Annotated in this window: 21 protein-coding genes; 7 read left to right on the top strand and 14 right to left on the bottom strand. The window is 55.6% G+C overall.

Features of this window, described 5'->3' with window-relative positions:
• Positions 1 to 239: 239 nt before the first annotated feature.
• On the bottom strand, positions 240 to 845 hold the full coding sequence (locus AC5EFR_RS20440) for a hypothetical protein (RefSeq protein ID WP_493577581.1): 606 nt from the start codon (positions 843 to 845) through the stop codon (positions 240 to 242).
• A gap of 58 nt (positions 846 to 903) precedes the next feature.
• On the opposite strand from AC5EFR_RS20440, the gene AC5EFR_RS20435 reads away from it, so the two are divergent.
• Positions 904 to 2,271 (top strand): cytochrome P450, encoded by a 1,368-nt coding sequence (locus tag AC5EFR_RS20435; RefSeq protein WP_493577580.1) that lies wholly within the window; start codon positions 904 to 906, stop codon positions 2,269 to 2,271.
• 141 nt (positions 2,272 to 2,412) lie between these two features.
• Here AC5EFR_RS20435 and AC5EFR_RS20430 read toward each other — a convergent pair whose 3' ends face one another.
• The 4 genes from AC5EFR_RS20430 to AC5EFR_RS20415 form a co-directional block, all read right to left on the bottom strand.
• Positions 2,413 to 2,988 (bottom strand): cob(I)yrinic acid a,c-diamide adenosyltransferase, encoded by a 576-nt coding sequence (locus tag AC5EFR_RS20430; RefSeq protein WP_493577579.1) that lies wholly within the window; start codon positions 2,986 to 2,988, stop codon positions 2,413 to 2,415.
• A 1-nt stretch (position 2,989) separates the two neighbouring features.
• Entirely contained in the window at positions 2,990 to 3,190 is a 201-nt protein-coding gene (locus tag AC5EFR_RS20425; protein ID WP_299929821.1) for a twin transmembrane helix small protein, read from the bottom strand.
• Positions 3,191 to 3,228: 38 nt separating this feature from the next.
• Positions 3,229 to 4,059 (bottom strand): SDR family NAD(P)-dependent oxidoreductase, encoded by an 831-nt coding sequence (locus tag AC5EFR_RS20420; RefSeq protein ID WP_493577578.1) that lies wholly within the window; start codon positions 4,057 to 4,059, stop codon positions 3,229 to 3,231.
• A 186-nt stretch (positions 4,060 to 4,245) separates the two neighbouring features.
• Positions 4,246 to 4,800 (bottom strand): SH3 domain-containing protein, encoded by a 555-nt coding sequence (locus AC5EFR_RS20415; protein ID WP_493577577.1) that lies wholly within the window; start codon positions 4,798 to 4,800, stop codon positions 4,246 to 4,248.
• A gap of 165 nt (positions 4,801 to 4,965) precedes the next feature.
• On the opposite strand from AC5EFR_RS20415, the gene AC5EFR_RS20410 reads away from it, so the two are divergent.
• From AC5EFR_RS20410 to AC5EFR_RS20390, 5 genes are all read left to right on the top strand, one after another.
• A complete protein-coding gene (locus tag AC5EFR_RS20410; protein WP_493577576.1) occupies positions 4,966 to 7,389 on the top strand; it encodes a DNA topoisomerase IV subunit A in 2,424 nt (807 codons plus the stop codon).
• A 180-nt stretch (positions 7,390 to 7,569) separates the two neighbouring features.
• Positions 7,570 to 8,841, top strand: a complete 1,272-nt coding sequence (locus AC5EFR_RS20405) for a DUF898 family protein (protein ID WP_493577575.1) — start codon at positions 7,570 to 7,572, stop codon at positions 8,839 to 8,841.
• Complete coding sequence (locus AC5EFR_RS20400; RefSeq protein WP_493577574.1) at positions 8,838 to 9,998, top strand: M48 family metallopeptidase; 1,161 nt, start codon at positions 8,838 to 8,840, stop codon at positions 9,996 to 9,998. Before AC5EFR_RS20405 ends, AC5EFR_RS20400 begins: the two co-directional genes overlap by 4 nt.
• A gap of 282 nt (positions 9,999 to 10,280) precedes the next feature.
• The gene (locus AC5EFR_RS20395; protein ID WP_493577573.1) at positions 10,281 to 11,039 is read left to right on the top strand and encodes an electron transfer flavoprotein subunit beta/FixA family protein; all 759 of its coding nucleotides are present in this window, start codon (positions 10,281 to 10,283) and stop codon (positions 11,037 to 11,039) included.
• The gene (locus AC5EFR_RS20390) at positions 11,039 to 11,968 is read left to right on the top strand and encodes an electron transfer flavoprotein subunit alpha/FixB family protein (protein WP_493577572.1); all 930 of its coding nucleotides are present in this window, start codon (positions 11,039 to 11,041) and stop codon (positions 11,966 to 11,968) included. Before AC5EFR_RS20395 ends, AC5EFR_RS20390 begins: the two co-directional genes overlap by 1 nt.
• A gap of 56 nt (positions 11,969 to 12,024) precedes the next feature.
• Here AC5EFR_RS20390 and AC5EFR_RS20385 read toward each other — a convergent pair whose 3' ends face one another.
• Together AC5EFR_RS20385 and AC5EFR_RS20380 are read right to left on the bottom strand one after the other, a co-directional pair.
• The gene (locus AC5EFR_RS20385; protein ID WP_493577571.1) at positions 12,025 to 13,167 is read right to left on the bottom strand and encodes a serine hydrolase domain-containing protein; all 1,143 of its coding nucleotides are present in this window, start codon (positions 13,165 to 13,167) and stop codon (positions 12,025 to 12,027) included.
• 42 nt (positions 13,168 to 13,209) lie between these two features.
• Complete coding sequence (locus AC5EFR_RS20380; protein ID WP_493577570.1) at positions 13,210 to 14,049, bottom strand: DUF6473 family protein; 840 nt, start codon at positions 14,047 to 14,049, stop codon at positions 13,210 to 13,212.
• A gap of 157 nt (positions 14,050 to 14,206) precedes the next feature.
• On the opposite strand from AC5EFR_RS20380, the gene AC5EFR_RS20375 reads away from it, so the two are divergent.
• Positions 14,207 to 15,082: a 3-hydroxybutyryl-CoA dehydrogenase gene (locus tag AC5EFR_RS20375; protein WP_493577569.1), complete on the top strand. Its 876-nt coding sequence runs from the start codon at positions 14,207 to 14,209 to the stop codon at positions 15,080 to 15,082.
• Positions 15,083 to 15,168: 86 nt separating this feature from the next.
• Here AC5EFR_RS20375 and AC5EFR_RS20370 read toward each other — a convergent pair whose 3' ends face one another.
• From AC5EFR_RS20370 to AC5EFR_RS20340, 7 genes are read right to left on the bottom strand one after another with little or no spacing between them, the layout of a single operon-like run.
• Positions 15,169 to 16,053, bottom strand: coding sequence for a lysophospholipid acyltransferase family protein (locus AC5EFR_RS20370; protein WP_493577568.1), 885 nt, complete (start codon positions 16,051 to 16,053; stop codon positions 15,169 to 15,171).
• Positions 16,054 to 16,101: 48 nt separating this feature from the next.
• Positions 16,102 to 16,380, bottom strand: a complete 279-nt coding sequence (locus tag AC5EFR_RS20365) for an HPr family phosphocarrier protein (protein ID WP_493577567.1) — start codon at positions 16,378 to 16,380, stop codon at positions 16,102 to 16,104.
• 32 nt (positions 16,381 to 16,412) lie between these two features.
• Positions 16,413 to 16,802, bottom strand: coding sequence for a PTS sugar transporter subunit IIA (locus tag AC5EFR_RS20360; RefSeq protein WP_493577566.1), 390 nt, complete (start codon positions 16,800 to 16,802; stop codon positions 16,413 to 16,415).
• Positions 16,799 to 17,728, bottom strand: coding sequence for an RNase adapter RapZ (rapZ, locus tag AC5EFR_RS20355; RefSeq protein ID WP_493577565.1), 930 nt, complete (start codon positions 17,726 to 17,728; stop codon positions 16,799 to 16,801). The genes AC5EFR_RS20360 and rapZ overlap by 4 nt, the downstream gene beginning before the upstream one ends.
• A 2-nt stretch (positions 17,729 to 17,730) precedes the next feature.
• Entirely contained in the window at positions 17,731 to 18,156 is a 426-nt protein-coding gene (locus AC5EFR_RS20350) for an HPr kinase/phosphorylase (protein WP_493577564.1), read from the bottom strand.
• Positions 18,157 to 18,159: 3 nt separating this feature from the next.
• Positions 18,160 to 19,881: a sensor histidine kinase gene (locus AC5EFR_RS20345; RefSeq protein ID WP_493577563.1), complete on the bottom strand. Its 1,722-nt coding sequence runs from the start codon at positions 19,879 to 19,881 to the stop codon at positions 18,160 to 18,162.
• A 3-nt stretch (positions 19,882 to 19,884) separates the two neighbouring features.
• The gene (locus AC5EFR_RS20340; RefSeq protein WP_493577562.1) at positions 19,885 to 20,586 is read right to left on the bottom strand and encodes a response regulator transcription factor; all 702 of its coding nucleotides are present in this window, start codon (positions 20,584 to 20,586) and stop codon (positions 19,885 to 19,887) included.
• Positions 20,587 to 21,087: the final 501 nt, after the last annotated feature.

The raw sequence follows: 21,087 nt of genomic DNA, 5'->3' as shown, positions 1-21,087 counted from the left end.
TGCCGCGTTCAAACTTTTCCTTGCCCATCTTTAGACGCCTCAAGTTAGGGGGCCGCACCGGCCCAAGTTACATCGCGCGCCGTTTATTTGGTTGAGCACAGAAAATCAAGAGCCCGATGCAACGCTGCATGACCAGACCTATCAGGCGCGTCATTTGAGACGGCATTTTCAACCGGTCAAAGGGCCAAGTCCGCGCGGGTTTCAGGCCCAGCGCCCAAGCAAATCACCGGGAATCAACCTTATTCTGTTGGGGAGACGTCTGATCGTGCCGCAAACCAGCCATTGGCGTCATGTTCTTTGCGCATCCATTTTTCGATCAACAAAGCCCCCTCTTCCGCCAAAAGTTTTATTTGATCTTCGCGCGACAGGTTAAGACGCGATTCGAAGACCCGAATGACGTGAAACAGCTCGGTCTCTTCGTTCAGCTTTTTGGCCAGAGCGTCATCCCACACGGTTGCGCGCAAGGCGATGGCCGACTTTCCTGGCGCAAACGACGGCGGGATGGAATACGCCTCAATGCTAACACCGATATGGTAGTATTGGGTGCCCTCATAGCGCCGGAACCGCTCTTCCAACGCGCCATCAACAGCGGCAATCAGCTCTTCTTTGCTCGCCTCTTGGCTAATTAAAAGCTTTTGGAGATTGGGGGCCACAACTTCGGCGTGGCCCAGTTTGAAGGCACCGATGGGAACCGCAGGCTTGTCCAAATCAGCTGGTGATGCGTTGCAACCTGCAAGAAACAGCCCGACGCAAAGCGCTGCGATCATTCGAAACATCCGGATCTCCCAAAGGTTTGTGGTTCGAAACCCGATACCCGAGCCGGCCCGCCATAGCAATACATACACGGCTTTGTCATTTCCCCGCCACGCGCTATCATCAAGCGGATCAAGGGTGGAGTGTCAGATGTTCGCAAGCCAAACAATGTCCAAGCCTGTGCCGCCTCGGGTGCCTCTCGTTACCAAACCGATGGGGATTTGGAAAAGCTTGCAAACCTCGCGGCGCAACGTTCTGGCAATCATTCCTGACATCGCAACGCGTCAACCCATGGTCTCGGGCAAGACCGGAAAACGCTGGCACATGGTAACGGACCCGACCGCCAACCGGCGGATATTGCTAGAGAACCTCGACAACTACCCCAAATCCATGGTGACAAAGAACCTGTTGCGCCCTGCCATCGGTGAATCGCTATTTATCGCCGAAGGGGCGCATTGGCGCTGGCAACGTCGCGCCGCCGCCCCCGCCTTTTCGCATCGCAATGTCATGAACCTTGCGCCAATCATGAGCGCCGCCGCGCAGCGTTCGGCCGAGCGCATCCGCGACGCGGGGCCAAGGGCGATCAACTTTCTCGACGAAATGGTGTCCCTTACTTTTGATGTGATTTCAGATGTGACATTTTCCGGTGACGAAGGGTTTGATCGCAACTCCGTCCATACCGCCATCGACGCCTATATTTCCGAGGCGGGGAAACTATCGCTCTTTGACATTCTCGGCTTTCCCGATTGGGTGCCACGCCCGGGCCGAATGTTTTCAGCGGGCGGTGTCTTGCAGATGAAAAAGGTCGCCGATCACGCCATCGAGGCTCGCTCCAAACGCGATGTGTCTGGTGTGCCCGACCTGCTTGACCTGCTTTTGGCAGGCGAAGACCCTGAAACCCTGCGAAAGATGAACACAGCCGAGCTTCGGGATAATCTTCTGACCTTTATTGTTGCCGGGCACGAGACCACCGCACTGACGCTGGCATGGTCGCTTTATCTCTTGGCCTTTGACCCGGAGGTGCAAGAGCGCGCGCGCGCCGAAGTGTTGGCCGTTCTGGATGGCGACACGGCAACCGGCGAGGACGTCGCCAAGCTCCCCTTCATTCGTCAAATCGTTGACGAGGCGCTGCGCCTTTACCCTCCGGCGGGAATGGTGTCGCGCACGGCTTTGGCTAAGGATGAACTCTGTGGGCGGCAAATCTTGCCAGGCGATACGGTGATTTTGCCGATCTACGCCCTTCACCGGCATCACATGCTCTGGGACGACCCGGATCAGTTCAATCCTGATCGCTGGGCGGCGGGGAAACCAGATCGCTATAGCTATCTGCCCTTTGGGGATGGGCCACGCATTTGCATCGGGTCGTCTTTTGCGATCCAAGAGGCAGTGATTGTCCTCGCCACCTTGCTGGCGCAGTTCCGGTTTAGAACGGTCCCTGGCAAAGTCCCCGATCCTGTCATGATCATCACATTGCGTCCGCAAGGCGGTGTCTGGCTCGAGGCTGAACCGATTGCTTGACGGGACCACAGGGTTCGCGGCGAGGTGCACCAAATTCCTTGCAAGGAATTTGGAAATCCCGTGCACGGGATTTATCACCGCTTGCCGCTCACGAATACATCGCCAAAGGCCGACACGCAATTTTCCCCGGACATCCCGCCGCTAGTCGCGGTTCGCTCCTGGAACCCACAAGACATCTTTTCGACCGTTGTCATTGGCGATTCGCGCTGCTGCAAAGAACCAATCCGACAGGCGGTTCAGATACTTAACCGCCGCCGGATTCACCGTTTCAACAGAAGCCAAAGCCACAGCCAAACGCTCAGCCCGGCGGGCAACCGTTCGACATTGATGCAGATAGGCCGAAAGCGCACTTCCACCAGGCAGGATAAAACTGCGCAGTGGCTCCAACACAGCCGTCATCGCATCAATCTCGCTTTCCAGCCGATCGACCTGGGCCTCGACCATGCGCAACGGCGGATATTCTGCCTCGTCGTCCTTATCCATATCCGGCTGGCACATGTCTGCGCCAAGATCGAAGAGATCGTTCTGAATACGGCTCAGCTGCGCATCCATCTCGCGACCTGCATGTAACCGCGCAAGTCCGACAATCGCGTTTAGCTCATCTGACGTGCCATAGGCCTCAACTCGCGCATCATATTTCGCCACGCGCGCGCCATTGCCCAGAGCCGTATCGCCCTTATCACCCGTGCGGGTGTACAGTTTGTTCAATACAACCATCTCAGCTGCTCCGCATCCAAGCAAAACCAACAACCAACACAACCGCAATAAACTGGGCAATGATACGCCAGCGCATCGCCTTGTTGGCGTGTTTGCGATTGAACTCTCCGCCTTTGGCAAAGCTTCCTATGCCAAAGAACAAGATCCCGACCACCGCCGCCAAAGCGATGAGGATCACAAAAAATAACGGGTCCTGGGCCATGTAATCTCCGATCAGTTGCGTCAGACTTAGCGGCTCTCTCAGCCCTTGGAAACCAGCCAATCCATCGCAGGTGTCGACAACAATCGTCGCGCCGCCCCCATCAGATAGGTCGCCGTGGTGATATAGTATCTAGGCTTGGGGCGCTTGGCCTCAAGCGCATGGATCAATTTTGCGGTCACGGCCGAAGGCGGAAGCTCAAACACATCCGGCCCTCGCTCTTCGTACAACCGCGTGAGCAAGTGCGCCTGATATTGATCCGCGCGCGCCGAGGCTTTCCAATCAATCCAGCGTTCAAACTGTTTGATCGCGTTTTTGCGAAACTGCGAGGTCACGGGCCCGGTATTTAGCGACGCTACATGGATCGGTGTGTCGCGCATTTCGATCCGAAGCGTATCGGTCAACCCTTCCAGCGCAAATTTGGTAGCATTATAAGCCCCCCGCCAAGGCCCCACGATCAGCCCGAGAACCGAAGAATGATTGACGATCCGCCCATGCCCCTGCGCCCGCATCACCGGAATCACCTGTCGGGTGAGCTCATGCCAGCCAAAGACATTGGCCTCAAAAATCGCGCGCAAGGCATCGGTCGGAAGGTCCTCAACCGCGCCGGGCGTGGCAAAAGCCCCGTTGTTGAAAAGCGCTTCCAACTGCCCGTCGGTTGCGGCCAACACCTCGGCTAACCCATCTGAAATTGTGTCCGGGTCTGAGTAATCAATGCGCGGTGCATCAAATCCCATCTCGCGTAGCCGCTGGCAATCGGCCTCTTGGCGACAGGACGCAAACACGCGCCAACCACGATCGCGCAACCCAAGAGCCGCATCATAGCCAATGCCGGAGGAACAACCGGTGATAAGAATGCTTTTGCCTGTCATGATGCCTCATTTGATTTTGGTCTCTTTACAGCGGTTCATGCAACATTTGAAACACCAAGCGCATCGCGTCGGTCCCGAGACTCAAATCGGCACGTCAAGAAACAGCCAACAGGCGAGATTTGCCCTGCCATACGCAAAAAACGCGCGGTCTCCCGCGCGTTTTCTCCTCGTGCCTGAGGAAAGCGGTCAGTTGACCGCTTTGAGGAAACTCTCTGACATCCAGCCGATATCGCCGCCGTCCAAGGCGCGCAGCTTAACCCAACCGTCGGCTTGACTTTCGGTCACCTCGACCTCTTCGCCACGCAAAAGCTGGGTCACAACGTCAAAATTCGTGCCAGGTCCACCGCGCAGGTTCACACGCGATCCGCTTACCTGACGGTAATCCACCTGAAGAGCCGCGACTTCGATCACTGCGTCGCTGATCACAGCCGGGTCTTCCAAAGCCGCCATTTTCGCTTGGCTCGGGGCAAAGGCAGGCGTTGGGTTGAACACGGCATTGGGGACAACAACGGATGATGCCGCGATCACGTTTTCCAATTTCGGAGCGGCAAACACGGTCAGAGGCGCAGCCGTCGTATCGGCGCGCGCGACCTGAGGTTCAATCTCATCTACAATTTTGACTTTGGGAACCGAGGCAAGCAACGTCACCCCATTTTGACCCGGCTGAAAATCAGCCCCGCCAGATAGCTCAAACCAAGCCCAACCAAGTACACCAAACGTCAAAAGAATGACTTTCGTCATGCCTTTACCCCCCGAAAAAAGTAACCCCACCTGTACGTTGCAAGCAGCAATTGCAACGATACATCCACCTTACATGATTCCCGTTACAAAGCGTAAGGGAAAATCCGAGAAAATTTCCCAGCCACGCGCTTTACGGTGGGCGAGTGCGGCTGTATCACAACATCTATGAATGATGACACCTCGGACGACGACATCGCCGCACGCCAACTCTCAGAACCGCTTCGCCGCGCCATTGGCGAACGCTATCTGACCTATGCGCTATCTACGATTATGCACCGCGCTTTGCCCGATGCGCGCGACGGGCTTAAACCGGTTCACCGGCGCATTCTTTATGCGATGCGACGGCTGCGCTTGTCTCCGTCGGGCGGGTTCTTGAAATCGGCAAAAATCAGCGGCGACACGATGGGGGATTTCCACCCGCACGGCGACGCGGCAATTTACGATGCCATGGCGCGTCTGGCCCAAGATTTCACCATCCGCTATCCGCTGGTTGATGGTCAGGGTAACTTTGGCAATATCGACGGCGATAACCCGGCGGCCTCGCGCTATACCGAAGCGCGCATGACCATCATGGCCGAGGCCTTGCTCGAAGGACTTGACGAGAACTCGGTCGATTTCCGCCCCAACTATGATGGCCGGCTAGAGGAACCCTCGGTTCTTCCGGCCTCATATCCGAACCTTCTAGCCAATGGCTCTAGCGGGATCGCGGTGGGCATGGCGACCAACATTCCACCCCACAACATTGGTGAGTTGATCAATGCCTGTCTGCACCTGATCAAATCTCCTAACGCCGTTGACGACACGCTTTTGCAGTATGTGCCCGGCCCCGATTTCCCCACCGGCGGGGTCATTGTCGAGCCACCGGAAAACATCGCCAATGCCTATCGCACCGGACGCGGCTCTATTCGCCTGCGCGCCCGATGGTCGGTCGAGGATCTTGGCCGTGGTCAATGGCAGGCCATCGTCACCGAAATTCCCTATCAGGTGCAGAAATCGAAACTGGTCGAACGGATTGCCGAGCTGATCCAATCCAAGAAAATCCCGATTCTTGCTGATGTGCGCGATGAATCCGCCGAAGATATTCGGCTGATTCTTGAACCCAAATCCAAGAATGTTGATCCGGATGTTCTGATGAACATGCTGTTCAAGAACTCCGATCTGGAAACCCGGTTCTCGCTCAACATGAACGTGCTGATCGACGGGGTCACCCCCAAGGTCTGTTCGCTCAAAGAAGTGCTGCGCGCCTTTGTCGATTTCCGCCGCGAGGTGTTGATCCGTCGGTCGCGTCACCGCATGGCCAAGATCGACAACCGGCTCGAAGTGCTCGAAGGGTTGATCATTGCCTTCCTCAATCTCGACCGGGTGATCGACATCATTCGGTACGATGACGATCCCAAAGCCGCCTTGATGTACGAGGATTGGTCGCGAGAACATCAGGCCGGTATTCCACGCGCCATGGATGAGGCGGATTATGTGTCTCCGCTGGCGGGGGTCGATGTTAAGTCCCTGATATTGAAAGAAGACCCCGAGGCAATCGCCCGTGGGGTTCTGGCCGATGATGGCACCGACGGCAAAATCCCATCGCGGTTTGTTGGCCGTTCCGAAGGGTTGTCGGATGCCCAAGCCGAAGCCATCCTCAACATGCGCCTGCGCAGCTTGCGCCGCCTTGAAGAGCTTGAGCTTGTCAACGAACGTGACAAACTGATGGAAGAACGCGCCGGTCTCGAAGACCTGCTCGACAGCGAAGACTTACAGTGGGCATCCATCACCGAAGAACTGCGCGACGTGCGCAAAAAGTTCGCCAAAGATCATCCGCGCGGCCATCGTCTCACCACCTTTGCCGAAGCGGGCGAGGCCGAAGACGTGCCGATCGAGGCGATGATTGAACGTGAACCTATCACTGTCGTCTGTTCGCAAATGGGCTGGATTCGGGCCATGACCGGTCATATCGACCTCAACCGCGATCTCAAGTTCAAGGATGGCGACGGTCCGCGCTTTATCTTCCACGCCGAAACCACCGATCGCCTTTTGGTCTTCGGAAGCAATGGCCGGTTCTACACCCTGTCCGCCGCCAATCTACCCGGTGGTCGGGGCATGGGCGAACCGCTGCGCCTGATGGTTGATCTTCCGAACGAGGCCGAGATCATTGATCTCTTCGTCCACAAACCCGACCGAAAATTGCTTGTCGCGTCTTCTGCGGGAGATGGGTTTGTTGTGCCCGAAAACGACGTGATCGCCCAAACCAAAAACGGCAAACAGGTACTGAACGTCAAGGAACCGGTTCGCGCCAAGCTGTGCAAACCCATCGACGGGGACGCGGTTGCCGTCGTCGGCGAAAACCGCAAAGTTCTGGTGTTTGGTCTGGATGAGCTGCCTGAAATGGGCCGTGGCAAAGGGGTTCGCCTGCAAAAGTACAAAGATGGCGGCCTGTCTGATGCCCGCACCTTTACTTTGGCCGACGGGCTAAGCTGGCTAGATCCAGCGGGCCGCACCCGGACGGAAACCGAGTTAGACGAATGGCGCGGCAAACGGGCCGGAACCGGTCGCATGGCCCCACGCGGGTTCCCACGCGACAATCGTTTCACCTAAAACTTACTGGGCCTCGGACATTGTCCGGGGCCTGTTAATTTAGCTCGCCCCCTTGTTCCCCTCACAACTCTGACGCAAGCTGTATCAAGTTTCATTATGTAAGAGTTTCCTTTGCCAATAGACGATAATCGCCGCTCCCCTTGGGGGAAATCTTCTTCGCCTTGGGGGAATACCCGCGCTGTGCCCCAGCACGGCCCAACGGCCCCGGCCCCATCGCCTCCGCCAAGTACCGATGTGTTGAACGGAGAGTTTGTGGGCTTGCGCGGCAACTTGTTTTCGCTGGCTTTGGTCACGGGGTTGTTCACCGTTCTGACCCTTGGAATCTATCGTTTTTGGATGAAAACCCGGCTGCGGCGCTGGTATTGGTCAGCGATCCGCATCGGTGGCGTGCCGTTGGAGTATGTTGGCGATCCCATTGAAAAGCTTTTGGGTTTCCTGATCGCCGTGGTGTTTTTGGCCTTTTACATTGGCGTCGTGAATCTCTTGCTGATGTTTGTCAGCTTTTCCTTCTTTCAGGACAATTTCGCCGCCTATCTGCTTAGTTTTATCGGCGTCATTCCCATCTGGTTTTACGCGCAATACCGCGCGCGGCGCTATGTTTTGGCCCGAACCCGTTGGCGTGGTTTGCGATTTGGTCTGGACTCCGGTGCATGGGGCTATGCCCTGCGCGCCTTGATATATTGGGTTTTGACGATTGTCTCTGCAGGGCTGCTTTGGCCGCTGATGACTTACCGGCTCGAGGAATACAAAACCACCCGGACATCTTGGGGCACGGCGACCTTAGAGCAAGGTGGCCGGTGGACGATGCTTTATGGATCGGCCAAATGGCTGTTTGTCGGGTTGATTATTGCCGGAACTGCCGCCGTCCTGATCTATCTGGGGTTTGAAGGCAAAGACCTTGGTAATTTGTTTTCCACGGACGCATCCGACAATGTCTTGATAACCCTACTGGCAACTCTTCTTGCCTTTCTGGTCCTGCCCTTCGGTCTCGTCCACTACCGCGTCGACAGCCTGCGCCGTCTGACCGAAACCAAACGCATGAACGATGTCACCCTAACTCTTGCGCCATCCTCCGGCCGCGTGTTCTGGATTTATGTTGGCGGTTACCTCATGGCGACCTTGGCGCTTTCTCTGTTCCTTGTTGCCGCCGGTATTGCCATTGCGTTGGGTGTTTTCGGCTCACTCAACATATCCGGGATAGAGACCGACTTGATCAAAAACACCCCGCAGTGGGTGATGATTATGCTGAGCACGATGATTTATTTTGGCACGTTTCTGCTTTGGTCCGCCTTTATGCAAGCCTTTATCACCATGCCAATCATGCGCCATTACAGCACGGTTCTTTCCTTGCACGGTGGCGATGGTCTGGCCGCGATACGCCAGCGCCCACGCGACGAACATATTGAGGCCGAAGGCTTTGCCGAGGCACTAGATGTAGGGGCGTCGATATGAGTGATTCCGAATTCCGAAGACGCGCGCCTTCCGGCCAGACTTATATCGCGCGGTTTTTCGACGGCGTTATTCCGGTGCCGGTGCGCGCTGAGGTCTGGGTTGACAACCAACAAAGCGCTTTGATCATCCGCACCGAGGAAACTGATACAAGCTGGCCCTTGCGTGACATTCGCAAGCTTCAGGATCAGGCCGACAAGGTGCGTCTGGTCTTGCGGCTGCGGGATGATCCGCTGCGGCGCCTGATCCTGCCGGATCATCAGCTTTCTCCCAACCTGCCCCACCCCAACCGCCGCGCACCGGTGACCCAACGGGGCAAATTGCTCACTTGGGCGGCGGCGGCAGTGGCCTCGGTGGCGCTAATCGTTTTTATTTTGGTGCCGGTGATGGCCAACCAGCTTGCCGAATTCATTCCGCCCGAAGGTGAACACGCGTTAGGCGAAGTGACGCTCGAACAAATCCGCGATGTCCTTGGCAACAATTCGGCCACCGGCGTCCGGTTTTGCGAGGGCGCAGGGGGCCGCGCCGCTCTGACCACGATGCAAAATCGTCTGGTCGACACGCTCGAAACGCCACCGGACCTAACCGTCTATGTCCTTGACCATTCGATGGTAAACGCCTTTGCCCTGCCCGGCGGCCATATCGTGTTATTCCGCGGATTGATCGACAAGGCAGAAAGCCCGGAAGAAGTAGCGGCGGTGTTTGCCCATGAAATCGGCCATGTGGTCAGTCGCGACCCGACCCGCCATGCGCTGCGCTCGGCCGGGTCGATCGGGGTGCTTGGCCTGCTGTTTGGTGATTTTGCAGGCGGCGCGGTGATGCTTTTGCTGGCGGAACAGTTGATCGAAGCCCAATACGCCCAAGGCGCAGAAGCGCAGGCCGATATCTTTGCCCATGACATGTTGCAAAAAGCCGGCATTTCGCCGGACGCATTGGCGGTGATGTTCGAACGATTCCGAAGTTTAGGCGGCGACGTCAGCGGGATCGAGGAACATTTCATGTCACACCCCGCCCTTGGCGACCGCATCGACCAGGCGCGTGAGGCCGTGCCCGATGGATTTGTCCCACGGCCCGTCCTATCGACGTCCCAATGGAGCGCCTTGCAGTCCATCTGTAGCGTCCGCCTCAACAAGCCGCTTAATCCATTAAATAAAAAATAGCCTATGACGGTGATGGCCCTGCTTCGGCCCCTATCGGTTGACAGCTGTCAACTTTGGCATCCGGGCATGGAAAGCTTGCGAAATCTTTTCCAAATCATGCTTTGGCCTTACGAAACCTTACCATAGGTAAAGTAAACGGGAGATTTCTTTTAGGACGCGACGTCTGTTGGCGATAACATGACGATTTTTCTCTGTTTCAAATGCAATCCCCACGTTATCACCCTTGCGAGAATGACTGACTGCGGGGAATCCCCCGCCATTCGCCTAAAGGAGAGGAACGCGATGAAGGTTTTGGTGCCTGTCAAGCGCGTGATTGACTACAACGTGAAAGTGCGCGTCAAAGCGGACGGATCGGGTGTTGATCTCGCCAACGTAAAAATGTCGATGAACCCATTCGACGAGATTGCCGTCGAAGAGGCCATCCGCCTGAAAGAAGCCGGCAAAGCGACCGAAGTTGTTGCCGTTTCCATCGGTGTAAAGCAGAGCCAGGAAACCCTGCGCACCGCTTTGGCAATGGGCGCCGACCGCGCCATTCTGGTTAACGCAGCCGAGGATGTTCACACAGACATCGAGCCGCTCGCCGTTGCCAAAATTTTGGCCGCGATTGTCAAAGAAGAAGAGCCTGGTCTGGTTCTCGCCGGGAAACAGGCGATCGACAACGACATGAACGCCACTGGTCAGATGCTATCCGCCCTTTTGGGTTGGTCGCAGGGGACCTTTGCCTCCGAAGTCGACATCGACGGCGATAGCGCAAAAATCACCCGTGAAGTTGACGGCGGCCTTCAGACCATCAGCGTCAAGATGCCTGCCATCGTGACCGTTGATTTGCGTTTGAACGAACCACGTTACGCGTCGCTGCCAAACATCATGAAGGCCAAGAAAAAGCCTTTGGATGAAAAGACACCTGCCGATTACGGCGTTGATGTCACGCCCCGACTGACCGTTGTCAAAACCGAAGAGCCCGCCGCCCGTGCCGCTGGTATCGTGGTTGGCTCGGTTGACGAACTTGTTGCAAAACTTAAAGAAGCGGGGGCTGTGTAATGGCTGTACTTCTTCTTGCCGAAGTCACAAATGGCGAACTGGCGATGGACGCCACGGCCAAGGCTGTCACCGCTGCGAAAGCATTGGGTGATGTAACCGTTCTGGCCGCTGGTGCCTCTGCAACGGCTGCAGGCGATGCCGCTGCGAAAATCGACGGTGTTGCCAAGGTGCTTGTTGCCGAGGATGCGTCGCTTGGTCACCGCCTAGCGGAACCAACAGCTGCGCTTATCGCGTCGCTGGCAGGTGACTATTCCCACATCGTTGCCCCGGCCACGACCGACGCCAAAAACGTCATGCCGCGCGTTGCGGCCTTGCTTGACGTGATGGTGATCTCGGACGCCACAGCCGTTGTCGACGCCGACACGTTTGAGCGCCCGATCTATGCCGGGAACGCCATGCAAACCGTGAAATCGTCGGATGCGACCAAGGTTATCACCTTCCGCACCTCGACCTTTGACGCGGCTGGTGAAGGCGGTTCCGCAGCCGTCGAAACCATCGGCGCAGCCGAAAACCCCGGCCTGTCCGAATGGGTTGAAGACAAGGTTGCCGAATCTGATCGCCCAGAGCTGACCTCGGCTGGCGTTGTTGTGTCCGGTGGCCGCGGTGTTGGCTCCGAAGACGACTTTGCGCTGATTGAAAAGCTTGCTGACAAGCTTGGTGCCGCCGTTGGCGCATCGCGTGCTGCGGTTGATTCGGGTTACGCCCCGAACGATTGGCAGGTTGGCCAGACAGGTAAAGTTGTGGCTCCGGATCTCTACATCGCTGTGGGTATCTCGGGCGCGATTCAGCACCTTGCCGGGATGAAAGATTCGAAAGTCATCGTAGCGATCAACAAAGACGAAGAAGCACCTATTTTCCAGGTTGCTGATTTTGGTCTGGTTGCCGACCTGTTCGACGCGGTTCCTGAGCTAACCGAAAAGCTCGGCTAAACCGAACTAAGGATTAGCAAACGCACAAGGAAAGGCCCGCATTTACGCGGGCCTTTTTATTTGGCCAATTCATATAAAGTTGAATGCAAAAGCTGGGGCCTGTCGCCAAAACGGACAACAACCATGTCCACCTCGGGCAGAAAATACACCATCTGCCCGCCATGTCCCATCATATAGGCAAATGGCCCCTCAAGAGTTTCCCCTTGCCGATCAAGGACATCATGGCGAATGTGCCATCCATACACGCCTTTGGCGCGGTCTTTTTCGGACACCGCAGGCAAAACCCAGCGACGCCAGAGATCGTCCGGAAGAAATACCCCGTCCTCGTCACCATTGTTCAAGAGGTATCGACCGACCAAAAGCCAATCGTATGGACGCGCATAAAGGCAACAATAGGCCGAGACACGCCCTGTTGTCGGGTTTTGCCGCCAATAGGCCTCTTGCGCCCCGGCCGGTGACCAAATCAAACGCGACAGGACGTCTTGAAGAGGTGCGTCATACGCCCTTTCGACAACCAACCCCAAAAGGGCCGTATTGACGCTTTGATAGTGAAACTGGCCATGCAAATCGGGATGGACCTCTATCCGATCAAAAAGGTTTTCAACCCCGTAGGCATGCAATCGCGCCACCGGCGAAAACGGCGAAAATTGTCTGTCATCAAGAGGTTTTGCGACATCTTCCTTGGGTGGTTCACCATAGAGCGCCAGCCCGCTTGTCATCGTCAAAGCCCCCACCAGGGTGACATTTGGCGCATCTTTTCCCAGGAGCTCTTGCAAATTTACATCAAGGCCGGAGATGTGACCATCAGCGATGGCACGCAAGACCAACACCCCAACCAGCGATTTGACCAAAGAATAGGAATTGAACCGTGTTTCGGGGTCAATGCCCGGCGCAAACCCCGCCTTGATCGGCTGGTCAGCCCTATCCATCAAAAGCGCCTTTCCCTCGGCCTCGACAAGTCGAATTTGAGAGGCTTGGGGAACAGGGGCCAGGTTGCTTGGAACGGGTGCTTGATCTTGGCCCGCAACCGCGTGGAACGCCCCCGGGGCCGGCCATGTCGCGGATGGAAAACCCTCGCCCGACAGAACAATGATTTGCGGCGCAAATGCAACCACCCCCGCCCAGACCAGACCAACGGCACCAAGCGCCGCCAACATCCAACGGCCAAATCGCGACCTTGCAAAACCCCAAATAGACATCCGCCCATATGGTGCCGCGTCTCTTGCAAGGTCAAGATCGCATTATTCCTCGTCGCGATCCGTCAACCGTCGCAAGACACGTTCCAAGACATCCGCGGCATCTTCGTGGGCATAGGGGCCCATAAGCTCCGCCGCCGCACAGGCGTCAAAATCGCTGAAAACCATGCCCTTGGTACCCTCCATCAGCGCGCTTTCGGAGGCGACAACCTCGGCCACCGCCGAGACACGCGGACGCAAGGTTTCGACCATTTGACGGTTCACAAACAAAGGATCACCGTCAAGAGGAGCATCCAGCCCAGCCGGAATCGGATGGTCCGCAAACCAGAGCAGCACCACCTGGCCACGCAACAGAGTCAGGATGTGTTTCATCCGCGCAACCCAGGCCGAGCGCAGTTCTTCGATCACAATCTCATAGCGATCTTCGGAAATCTCCGACAAACGCCCCAACATGTGCCGCACAAAATGAAATTCGGTAAAATCGACCTCAGGATAGAGAGATTCCAGCCGCTCAGACGCGCGCAAAAACCGGTCATTCCGGCGCGGATGCACCGAATAGTATCGATTCGACATGTTTTGTGCGCCCATGATCTGAATGACCTTGACCGTACTGCCAATCGCCAGATCCATAGAGGCCGGATCGTTCAAGTATAGATCAACCCCTGAATTCACCACACCGAAATTTGCGCAAGCAACTGACATGCGCCGCTCAATCAAGGTTGGAAACGGGTTTTCAATAAACCTGCCATAGGTTTCCGTTCCACCGAGAAAGGCAAAGTATTCTCCGTCCAATTGCCGACGAGGCCCGCGAAACAACACACGAGAGCCGCCGTATCGGCAAGGATAGTATTCAAGGGCACCATGGCCCCCGCCATGTACAGACATAAAACCCACCTTATTTTTCTCACCCAAGCCCAAGAATCCATCAAACCTCTTTCTAAATGGCTAAAGGGCAAATGCGTCTATAAGTTTAGCCACCTGCCCTTGCGGCCCGGTGCCACACGCGCCTATTGTTCGGCAAATTGACGAAGAGGAAGCTCCGATGGAAATCAAATCGGTTGGCGTCGTAGGCGCAGGGCAAATGGGCAATGGCATCGCCCATGTCATGGCGTTGGCGGGTTACAATGTCCGTTTGAACGATATCTCTCAGGAAGCATTGGAGAAAGCCGTCGCGCTGATCCAGAAAAATCTGGACCGCCAAGTCAGCCGCGAGAAGATATCCGAACAAGCCCGCGATGACGCACTGGCTCGGATCGTCACCACACAAGACATTGTTGAAGTCGCGAAAACCGATCTGGTGATCGAAGCGGCGACCGAACGTGAAGACGTCAAACACAAGATTTTCGCGGCAATTGTACCCAATCTCGATGATCACACGATCTTAACTTCCAACACCTCGTCTATTTCGATTACCCGACTCGCCTCTGGCACGGATCGCCCTGAAAAATTCATGGGCTTCCATTTCATGAACCCGGTTCCGCTGATGCAATTGGTCGAACTTATTCGCGGGATTGCCACCGATCAGGATACCTATAAATCCTGCCTCGCCGTGGTTGAGAGCCTGGACAAGACCGCCGCCAGCGCCGAAGATTTTCCCGCCTTTATCGTGAACCGCATCCTGATCCCGATGATCAACGAAGCATGCTATACGCTTTACGAAGGTGTGGGTAATGTAAAGTCCATTGATATGGCCATGAAACTTGGGGCCAATCATCCGATGGGACCGCTTGAACTGGCTGATTTCATCGGGCTCGACACCTGTTTGGCCATCATGAACGTTTTGCATGACGGTTTGGCCGATACCAAATACCGCCCCTGCCCGTTGTTGACCAAATATGTCGAAGCAGGCTGGCTTGGTCGCAAAAGCCAACGTGGGTTTTATGACTATCGTGGCGAAACACCGGTCCCGACACGCTAATGGCAAGCGTCTTGGTGACGGGGCGTGTCACGCCGAAACGTGCATAAAGAAATGACCGCGGAAGCGGACCTTTTGGACAGATTTGGTTACTGGGCTTGGTCTTTTAAGGCCAAGGTCCGTTCGCGCAGCCACGCCACAAACTCGCGCTGACCGCCATCAAAGGCTTTGATCTCATCCGGCAAAATCGGTGCCCCAACCACCGGTTTTTGTGGCCGGTTACACGCGTGAACAACCTCGTGGATCAGCAACCCCTGACGAATGGTGGGGGAGACTTTGTTAGCAATTTGATAAACACGGCTATTCTGGCCCGGGAAATAAATCGGCACCACCGTCGCACCAGACCGTTGGACCATCTTTGCCGTAAAGGGGTTCCACCCCGCCTCGATCGCTGGGCCAAATAGGGTTTCGCTCGACGCAACAACACCAGACGGGAACAAGACGATAACCCCATTGCCTTTGAGATGGTCCATCGCTTTGGCCCGCATTTCAAGGCTTTGCTGGCGGGCATTTTCCTCATGCGGAAAGGGAACCGGGATCATAAACGGGTCGATTTCCTCGACCCCGGTCAACAAACTCCGCGTCAGGATTTTGTAATCCGTCCGCACATGACCAATAAGATGCGCCAATATCATGCCATCGACCAACCCATGCGGATGGTTGGCAACAATCACAACCGGCCCCTCCTTGGGGATGTTTTTAATCTGCTCTAACGGTGTTTGAAGCTCGATCCCCATCACGCTCAAAGCACGCGGCCAAAACGCCTGTCCTTCGACCATGCCTTGTTTCTCAAAACGGCGCACTATGCGGATGAGAGGGATTTTGCCGGTTAACCATTCCATCACCCGGATGACATTGGCCTTCAACGGGTTGGTAAAGGTGTTCGCGTAGCTAATTTTGCGCTTGTCATAAGGGGCAGGCTGGGTATCCGGAGTCTCTTCACCCACAGCCGAGGATTGTGTCCTGTCCACCATCCGCTTGTTCAGTCCCGTCTCCAAGGCCCGGGACACATGCTCCCCCGGCTAGCAATCTTCTCCGAAGCGGTCGGCGACCAACGCCTCAACCGCATCTGCCAAGGCCAACGCATCGGGCCCTGAGGTCTGGACTTCAATAGTGGTTCCTTTGGCGGCTGCCAACATCAAAAGGCCCATTATGCTGTCTCCGCCCGCCGACATTCCGTCACGAGACACCTCTGCCGTCGCGTCAAAACCTTCCACCACCTCAACAAGCCGGGCTGAGGCGCGGGCATGCAAACCCTTTTCGTTGATGATTCTCAGCTCACGGCGCGTGTTTTCAGTCATATTGCAATCTCGGTTTGAAAATTTTGATAGGATCAGGCGTTGATGTTTTGGCTGTCGATATATTTACGACCCGCTTCCAAGGCGGCCCGAACGGCATCGGCAACTGGCTTTTGGCGGCTCTTAGCCAGCTTGATCAGCATCGGGAGGTTCGCACCGTAGACGATCCTGCGGTCATCTGGACGGCAAGCATTCAAAGATAGGTTTGACGGCGACCCGCCGAACATATCAGTGACGATCACGACACCTTCACCTTGATCAACGGAATCCGCAGCCTGACAAATCTCGGCCTGTTTCAGACTTCGGTCGCAATCTGCCTCAATTGGAATCGCCGCCATGCCGGGTTGCGCCCCGACAACATGTTCCACAGCGGCCAGATACTCTCCGGCCAATCCGCCATGTGCCACGATCACAATGCCGATCACTCAGACGCCTCTCTTTCACCTTCCAAGGCAACAGGTGCCGTCACACGCACCCCCTGTCGCTCCAATTCGCGATGTCTAATTGACACCCGCCAGCTCTGCTTCGCAAGGGCTGCCGCAACAACTTCCGTAAGGGTAACTGACCGGTGCTTGCCGCCGGTACAGCCAAAGCCAACTGAAAAATGGGCTTTGCCCTCATCCAAACAGCCGGGCAACACAACCCCCAACAATTCCATAATATGTTTAACAAACACATCATAGCGTTTATCTGCTGTGACATAATCGGATACACTACGGTCTAATCCGGTAAAGGGGCGCAGATCGGGTTCCCAATGGGGATTGCGCAAAAAGCGACAATCAAACGCCATGTCCAAACCTTGAGGCAGACCGCGCTTGTAGGAAAAGGAATGGATCGAAATCGCCATGCCTTGGCCCGTAGTATCGGAGAACCAATTCTCGATTTCCGCCCTAAGGTCGTGAATCGTTAACTCGCTCGTATCAATCAAGATATCCGCCCGCGTCCGCACGTCTTCCAACAACGCAAGCTCGCGCGCGATCCCGTCCGCCGGGCTTTCATCCGGAGCCAGTGGATGGCGACGACGGGTTTCAGAGTAGCGGCGCGACAGAATATCGGGCAGACAATCAAGATATAGCAACTCACAGGTCATATCGCCACGAGAGGTCAGAATGGCATGAAGCTCCATTAAGCCTTCGACTGAAAAATCCCGGTTGCGTGCGTCAATTCCAAGGGCGAGAGGCTGGGCCAAGGCGTTGACCCCATCAATCAACCGCGGAATCAAACTTAGCGGGATATTGTCGATCGCCTCAAATCCCAAATCCTCAAGTGTGTTGATTGCAGTCGAGCGCCCCGCCCCGGAAGGGCCGGTGACCAGAACCACACGCTGGCTGAGAGTGGGATTGGCTTTCATGGCTATGCTCTCCGACCGCCCTTAAGGAATTGTACTAGTCCTGCGGGGAAATAAGGAGACGAAACGTTAAAAAGCAAGGGGACACTATACCCGAGTATAGAAATCTCTCGCTGATGTGGCAGGCGATCACGTTCAATGTGATCAAGGTCCACCACAGCGGTTAAACGCGCATGATCTGCAAATTCAGCCTGTAACAGCCCAATGCCACGCGCTTCTATCAAACCCATGATGCGTTCGGGTGCCGACATCGTAACCCCGCCAGCATCGCCAATCAAAATCGTGCGATCATCAGATACCAGTCGAGCACCCAGCCCCATCATCGCCAGAGCCAGGCTTGATTTTCCAGCCCCCGAGGCCCCTTTGATTAACAGCCCCTGCCCTTGCACGACAACGGCGCTGGCGTGCAAGTTCAATGGGCGATCTGACATGGTTCAGAGCGGCAGGCCAACGACGAAACGCGCCCCAAGTGGTTCAGAGGTTACATCCGCTTCGGTAGGACGAATGTTTTCGGCCCAGATCACGCCCCCATGAGCCTCCACAATCTGTTTTGAGATCGCCAGCCCAAGGCCCGAATTGTTGCCAAAATCGGATTGCGGGCGCGACGTATAAAAGCGTTTGAAAATCTTTGCCAAGGCTTCCTCGGGAATACCAGGCCCGGTATCTTCGACGACAACCAAAACCCGGTTGTCCCGTCGACGCGCCCAAACCCGAATGGCATCACCATCTTCACAGAAACTCGTGGCATTGGTGATTAGGTTGACAAAAACCTGGGCCAAGCGTGGCTCCAACCCATGGATGCTGATGGGACGCGACGGCAGGTCTGTGATGAATTCGATACCTTTCTTTTCGGCATCCTGCCCCAGAAATTCCGCAATATTGCCGACCATTTCCATGAGGTTGAATTCTTGCTCTTCCTCTTTGACAAGCTCGGAATCAAGACGGGAGGCATTTGAAATGTCGCTCACCAAACGATCCAGACGGCGCACGTCGTGGTCGATCACATCCAGCAATTTGGTGCGATGTTCTTCTTTCTTAACCATGCGCAGCGAGCCAACCGCTGAGCGCAAACTCGCAAGCGGGTTCTTGATCTCGTGGGCGACATCCGCGGCGAATTGTTCGTTGCTATCGATTCGGTCATAAAGCGCACTGACCATTCCGCGTAACGCTCCGGAAAGGCGACCAATTTCATCTGGACGCGCCGTCAAGTCGGGAATACGAATACGACCCGGCGCGACACTGCGGCGATGCCGATCCCGGCCAATTTCGGCGGCATCCGCCAAATCGGAAATCGGGTTGGCAATGGTCGAGGCGAGCACAAGGCTCAAGCCAATCGACACAAGCGTTGCGATCACAAACATTTGCAAGATACGTTCGCGTTCCACCCGAACCGCATCGTCGATTTCCTTGGCCGACGACACCAAGGCGACTGTCCCAACAATTGCAGCCCCTTGTTGAATGGGGGAGAACGCATGGAACAAGGCTTTGCCGCTGTTCACATCTTCTGCGATGACGCGTGTCAAAGCCGGATCACCGGCTTCGATCATGCGGCGCAATTTATCCTCAAGAACCAATTCAGGTTCGTCCGAGAACATCGAAAACAGGCCGGTGATGCTCTCCGTTGCGCGCCCTAGAAAATCCGAAATCAAAGTCGGCTTTTCCTCGGACGGGGCAATCGACATCATTGGGGCCATTTTCCCGGCCGCTTCACCAACAAGGAAGTTGCCGGTGTCATAAATCAAAAGCTGAACACCTTCGCGCAGCTCGATCCCTTCGACCGTTTCGGCAACATCTATTCCGTCTGACGTCGCTAGGCTTACCGGAGCACCGGCGGGCAGTTGAGCCTCGAACACATCGGCAATCAACTCAACTTCGGACTGCAAAGAGTTGGCCCGCTGAATGGCGAGAATATCGCGTGACGAATTCAGCCATAAAATACCCGCCACCAACACGTTCACCGCAATCAGGTTGAACGTGATGATCTTGCGGGTCATCGGAGAGCGTTTAAGCGAGAACAGGCTCCGACGCGCGCGGGAGTCACGCAGCTCTTTCTCAACGGTGCTGTCTGGCGCGACCCAATCGTCGCCCAGCACCAGATCGGCGTCGCGGCGATCGTCGTCGCCGCTGCCAGATGTCATTCGTTCGGCCAAAGCCATCTCTTACTCTTCGTTATACCGGTAACCGATACCATACAGCGTTTCGATCGCTGAAAACTCATCATCAGCGGTCCGCATCTTTTTGCGCAAACGCTTGATGTGGCTGTCGATCGTTCGATCATCAACATAGACTTGGTCGTCATAGGCCACGTCCATCAGTTGATCGCGCGATTTCACAAATCCGGGACGTTGAGCCAAGGCTTGCAGCAGCAAGAATTCGGTGACTGTCAGGGATACATCATTGCCCTTCCAAGACACGGCATGGCGCAGCGGATCCATGGTAAGCGATCCGCGGGTCATCAATTTGGTCTCTTCGGTGTCACCAACAACGTCACCGGCCACGGCCTCTTGACGGCGCAGCAAGGCGCGAATGCGCTCGACCAAAAGACGCTGTGAAAATGGCTTTTTCACATAGTCATCCGCGCCCATCCGCAGACCCAAAACCTCATCGATTTCATCATCTTTGGAGGTCAGGAAAATGACCGGCATCTTGGATTTCTGACGCACGCGCTGCAGCAAATCCATGCCATCCATACGGGGCATTTTGATATCAAACACCGCCATATCGGGCATCTGTTTGTTAAACGCATCAAGCGCGGCTTGACCGTCATTATATGTCTCTACTTCGAAACCCTCAGCCTCAAGAGTCATCGAAACCGACGTCAGGATATTCCTGTCATCGTCCACAAGGGCGATTTTTGACATGGGGCATTCCTTATTACTGCTCTGGTTGCCTGTTTTTTGCGTCACTATGGGGCATTTACCACTTTACAACAATCCCCCTCGGCGAATCAGGTGCTGTCACTGCCACATTTCGGACTAAATCTGTTAAGGAATGACCAAAATGCCTCACCTTTGTTTCCGCATGGGGGCGCAAACATTGGGCAGATTAACCAAAACCCTTGGCAAGCTTTCGCCATGGTATCGCTAAACCTCCCACTGGTTGCGCTAACTGCGCTTTTGCGTCCTGTTCACTTCGGAAAACGACGTGCTAAGGAGCTGTCATATTGCGGCCCTCAGCCGCAAGAATCTTACAAGACAGCGCGCTACAGGAGCTACGCAAATGACATTTGGACGGGTAAACCCGCAATTCCGCCTCGAAGATCAAGGGATCGAAGGGTTGGGCAATGTCTATTACAACCTCATGGAGCCCGCTTTGATCGAAGCGGCCCTGAAACGAGGCGAAGGCAGCCTGGGCAAGGGCGG

It is taken from the genome of Pelagimonas sp. (genome assembly GCF_058892305.1).
Note: the sequence above shows the minus strand (reverse complement) of the source record. Positions and strands in the feature narration are given on the sequence as shown.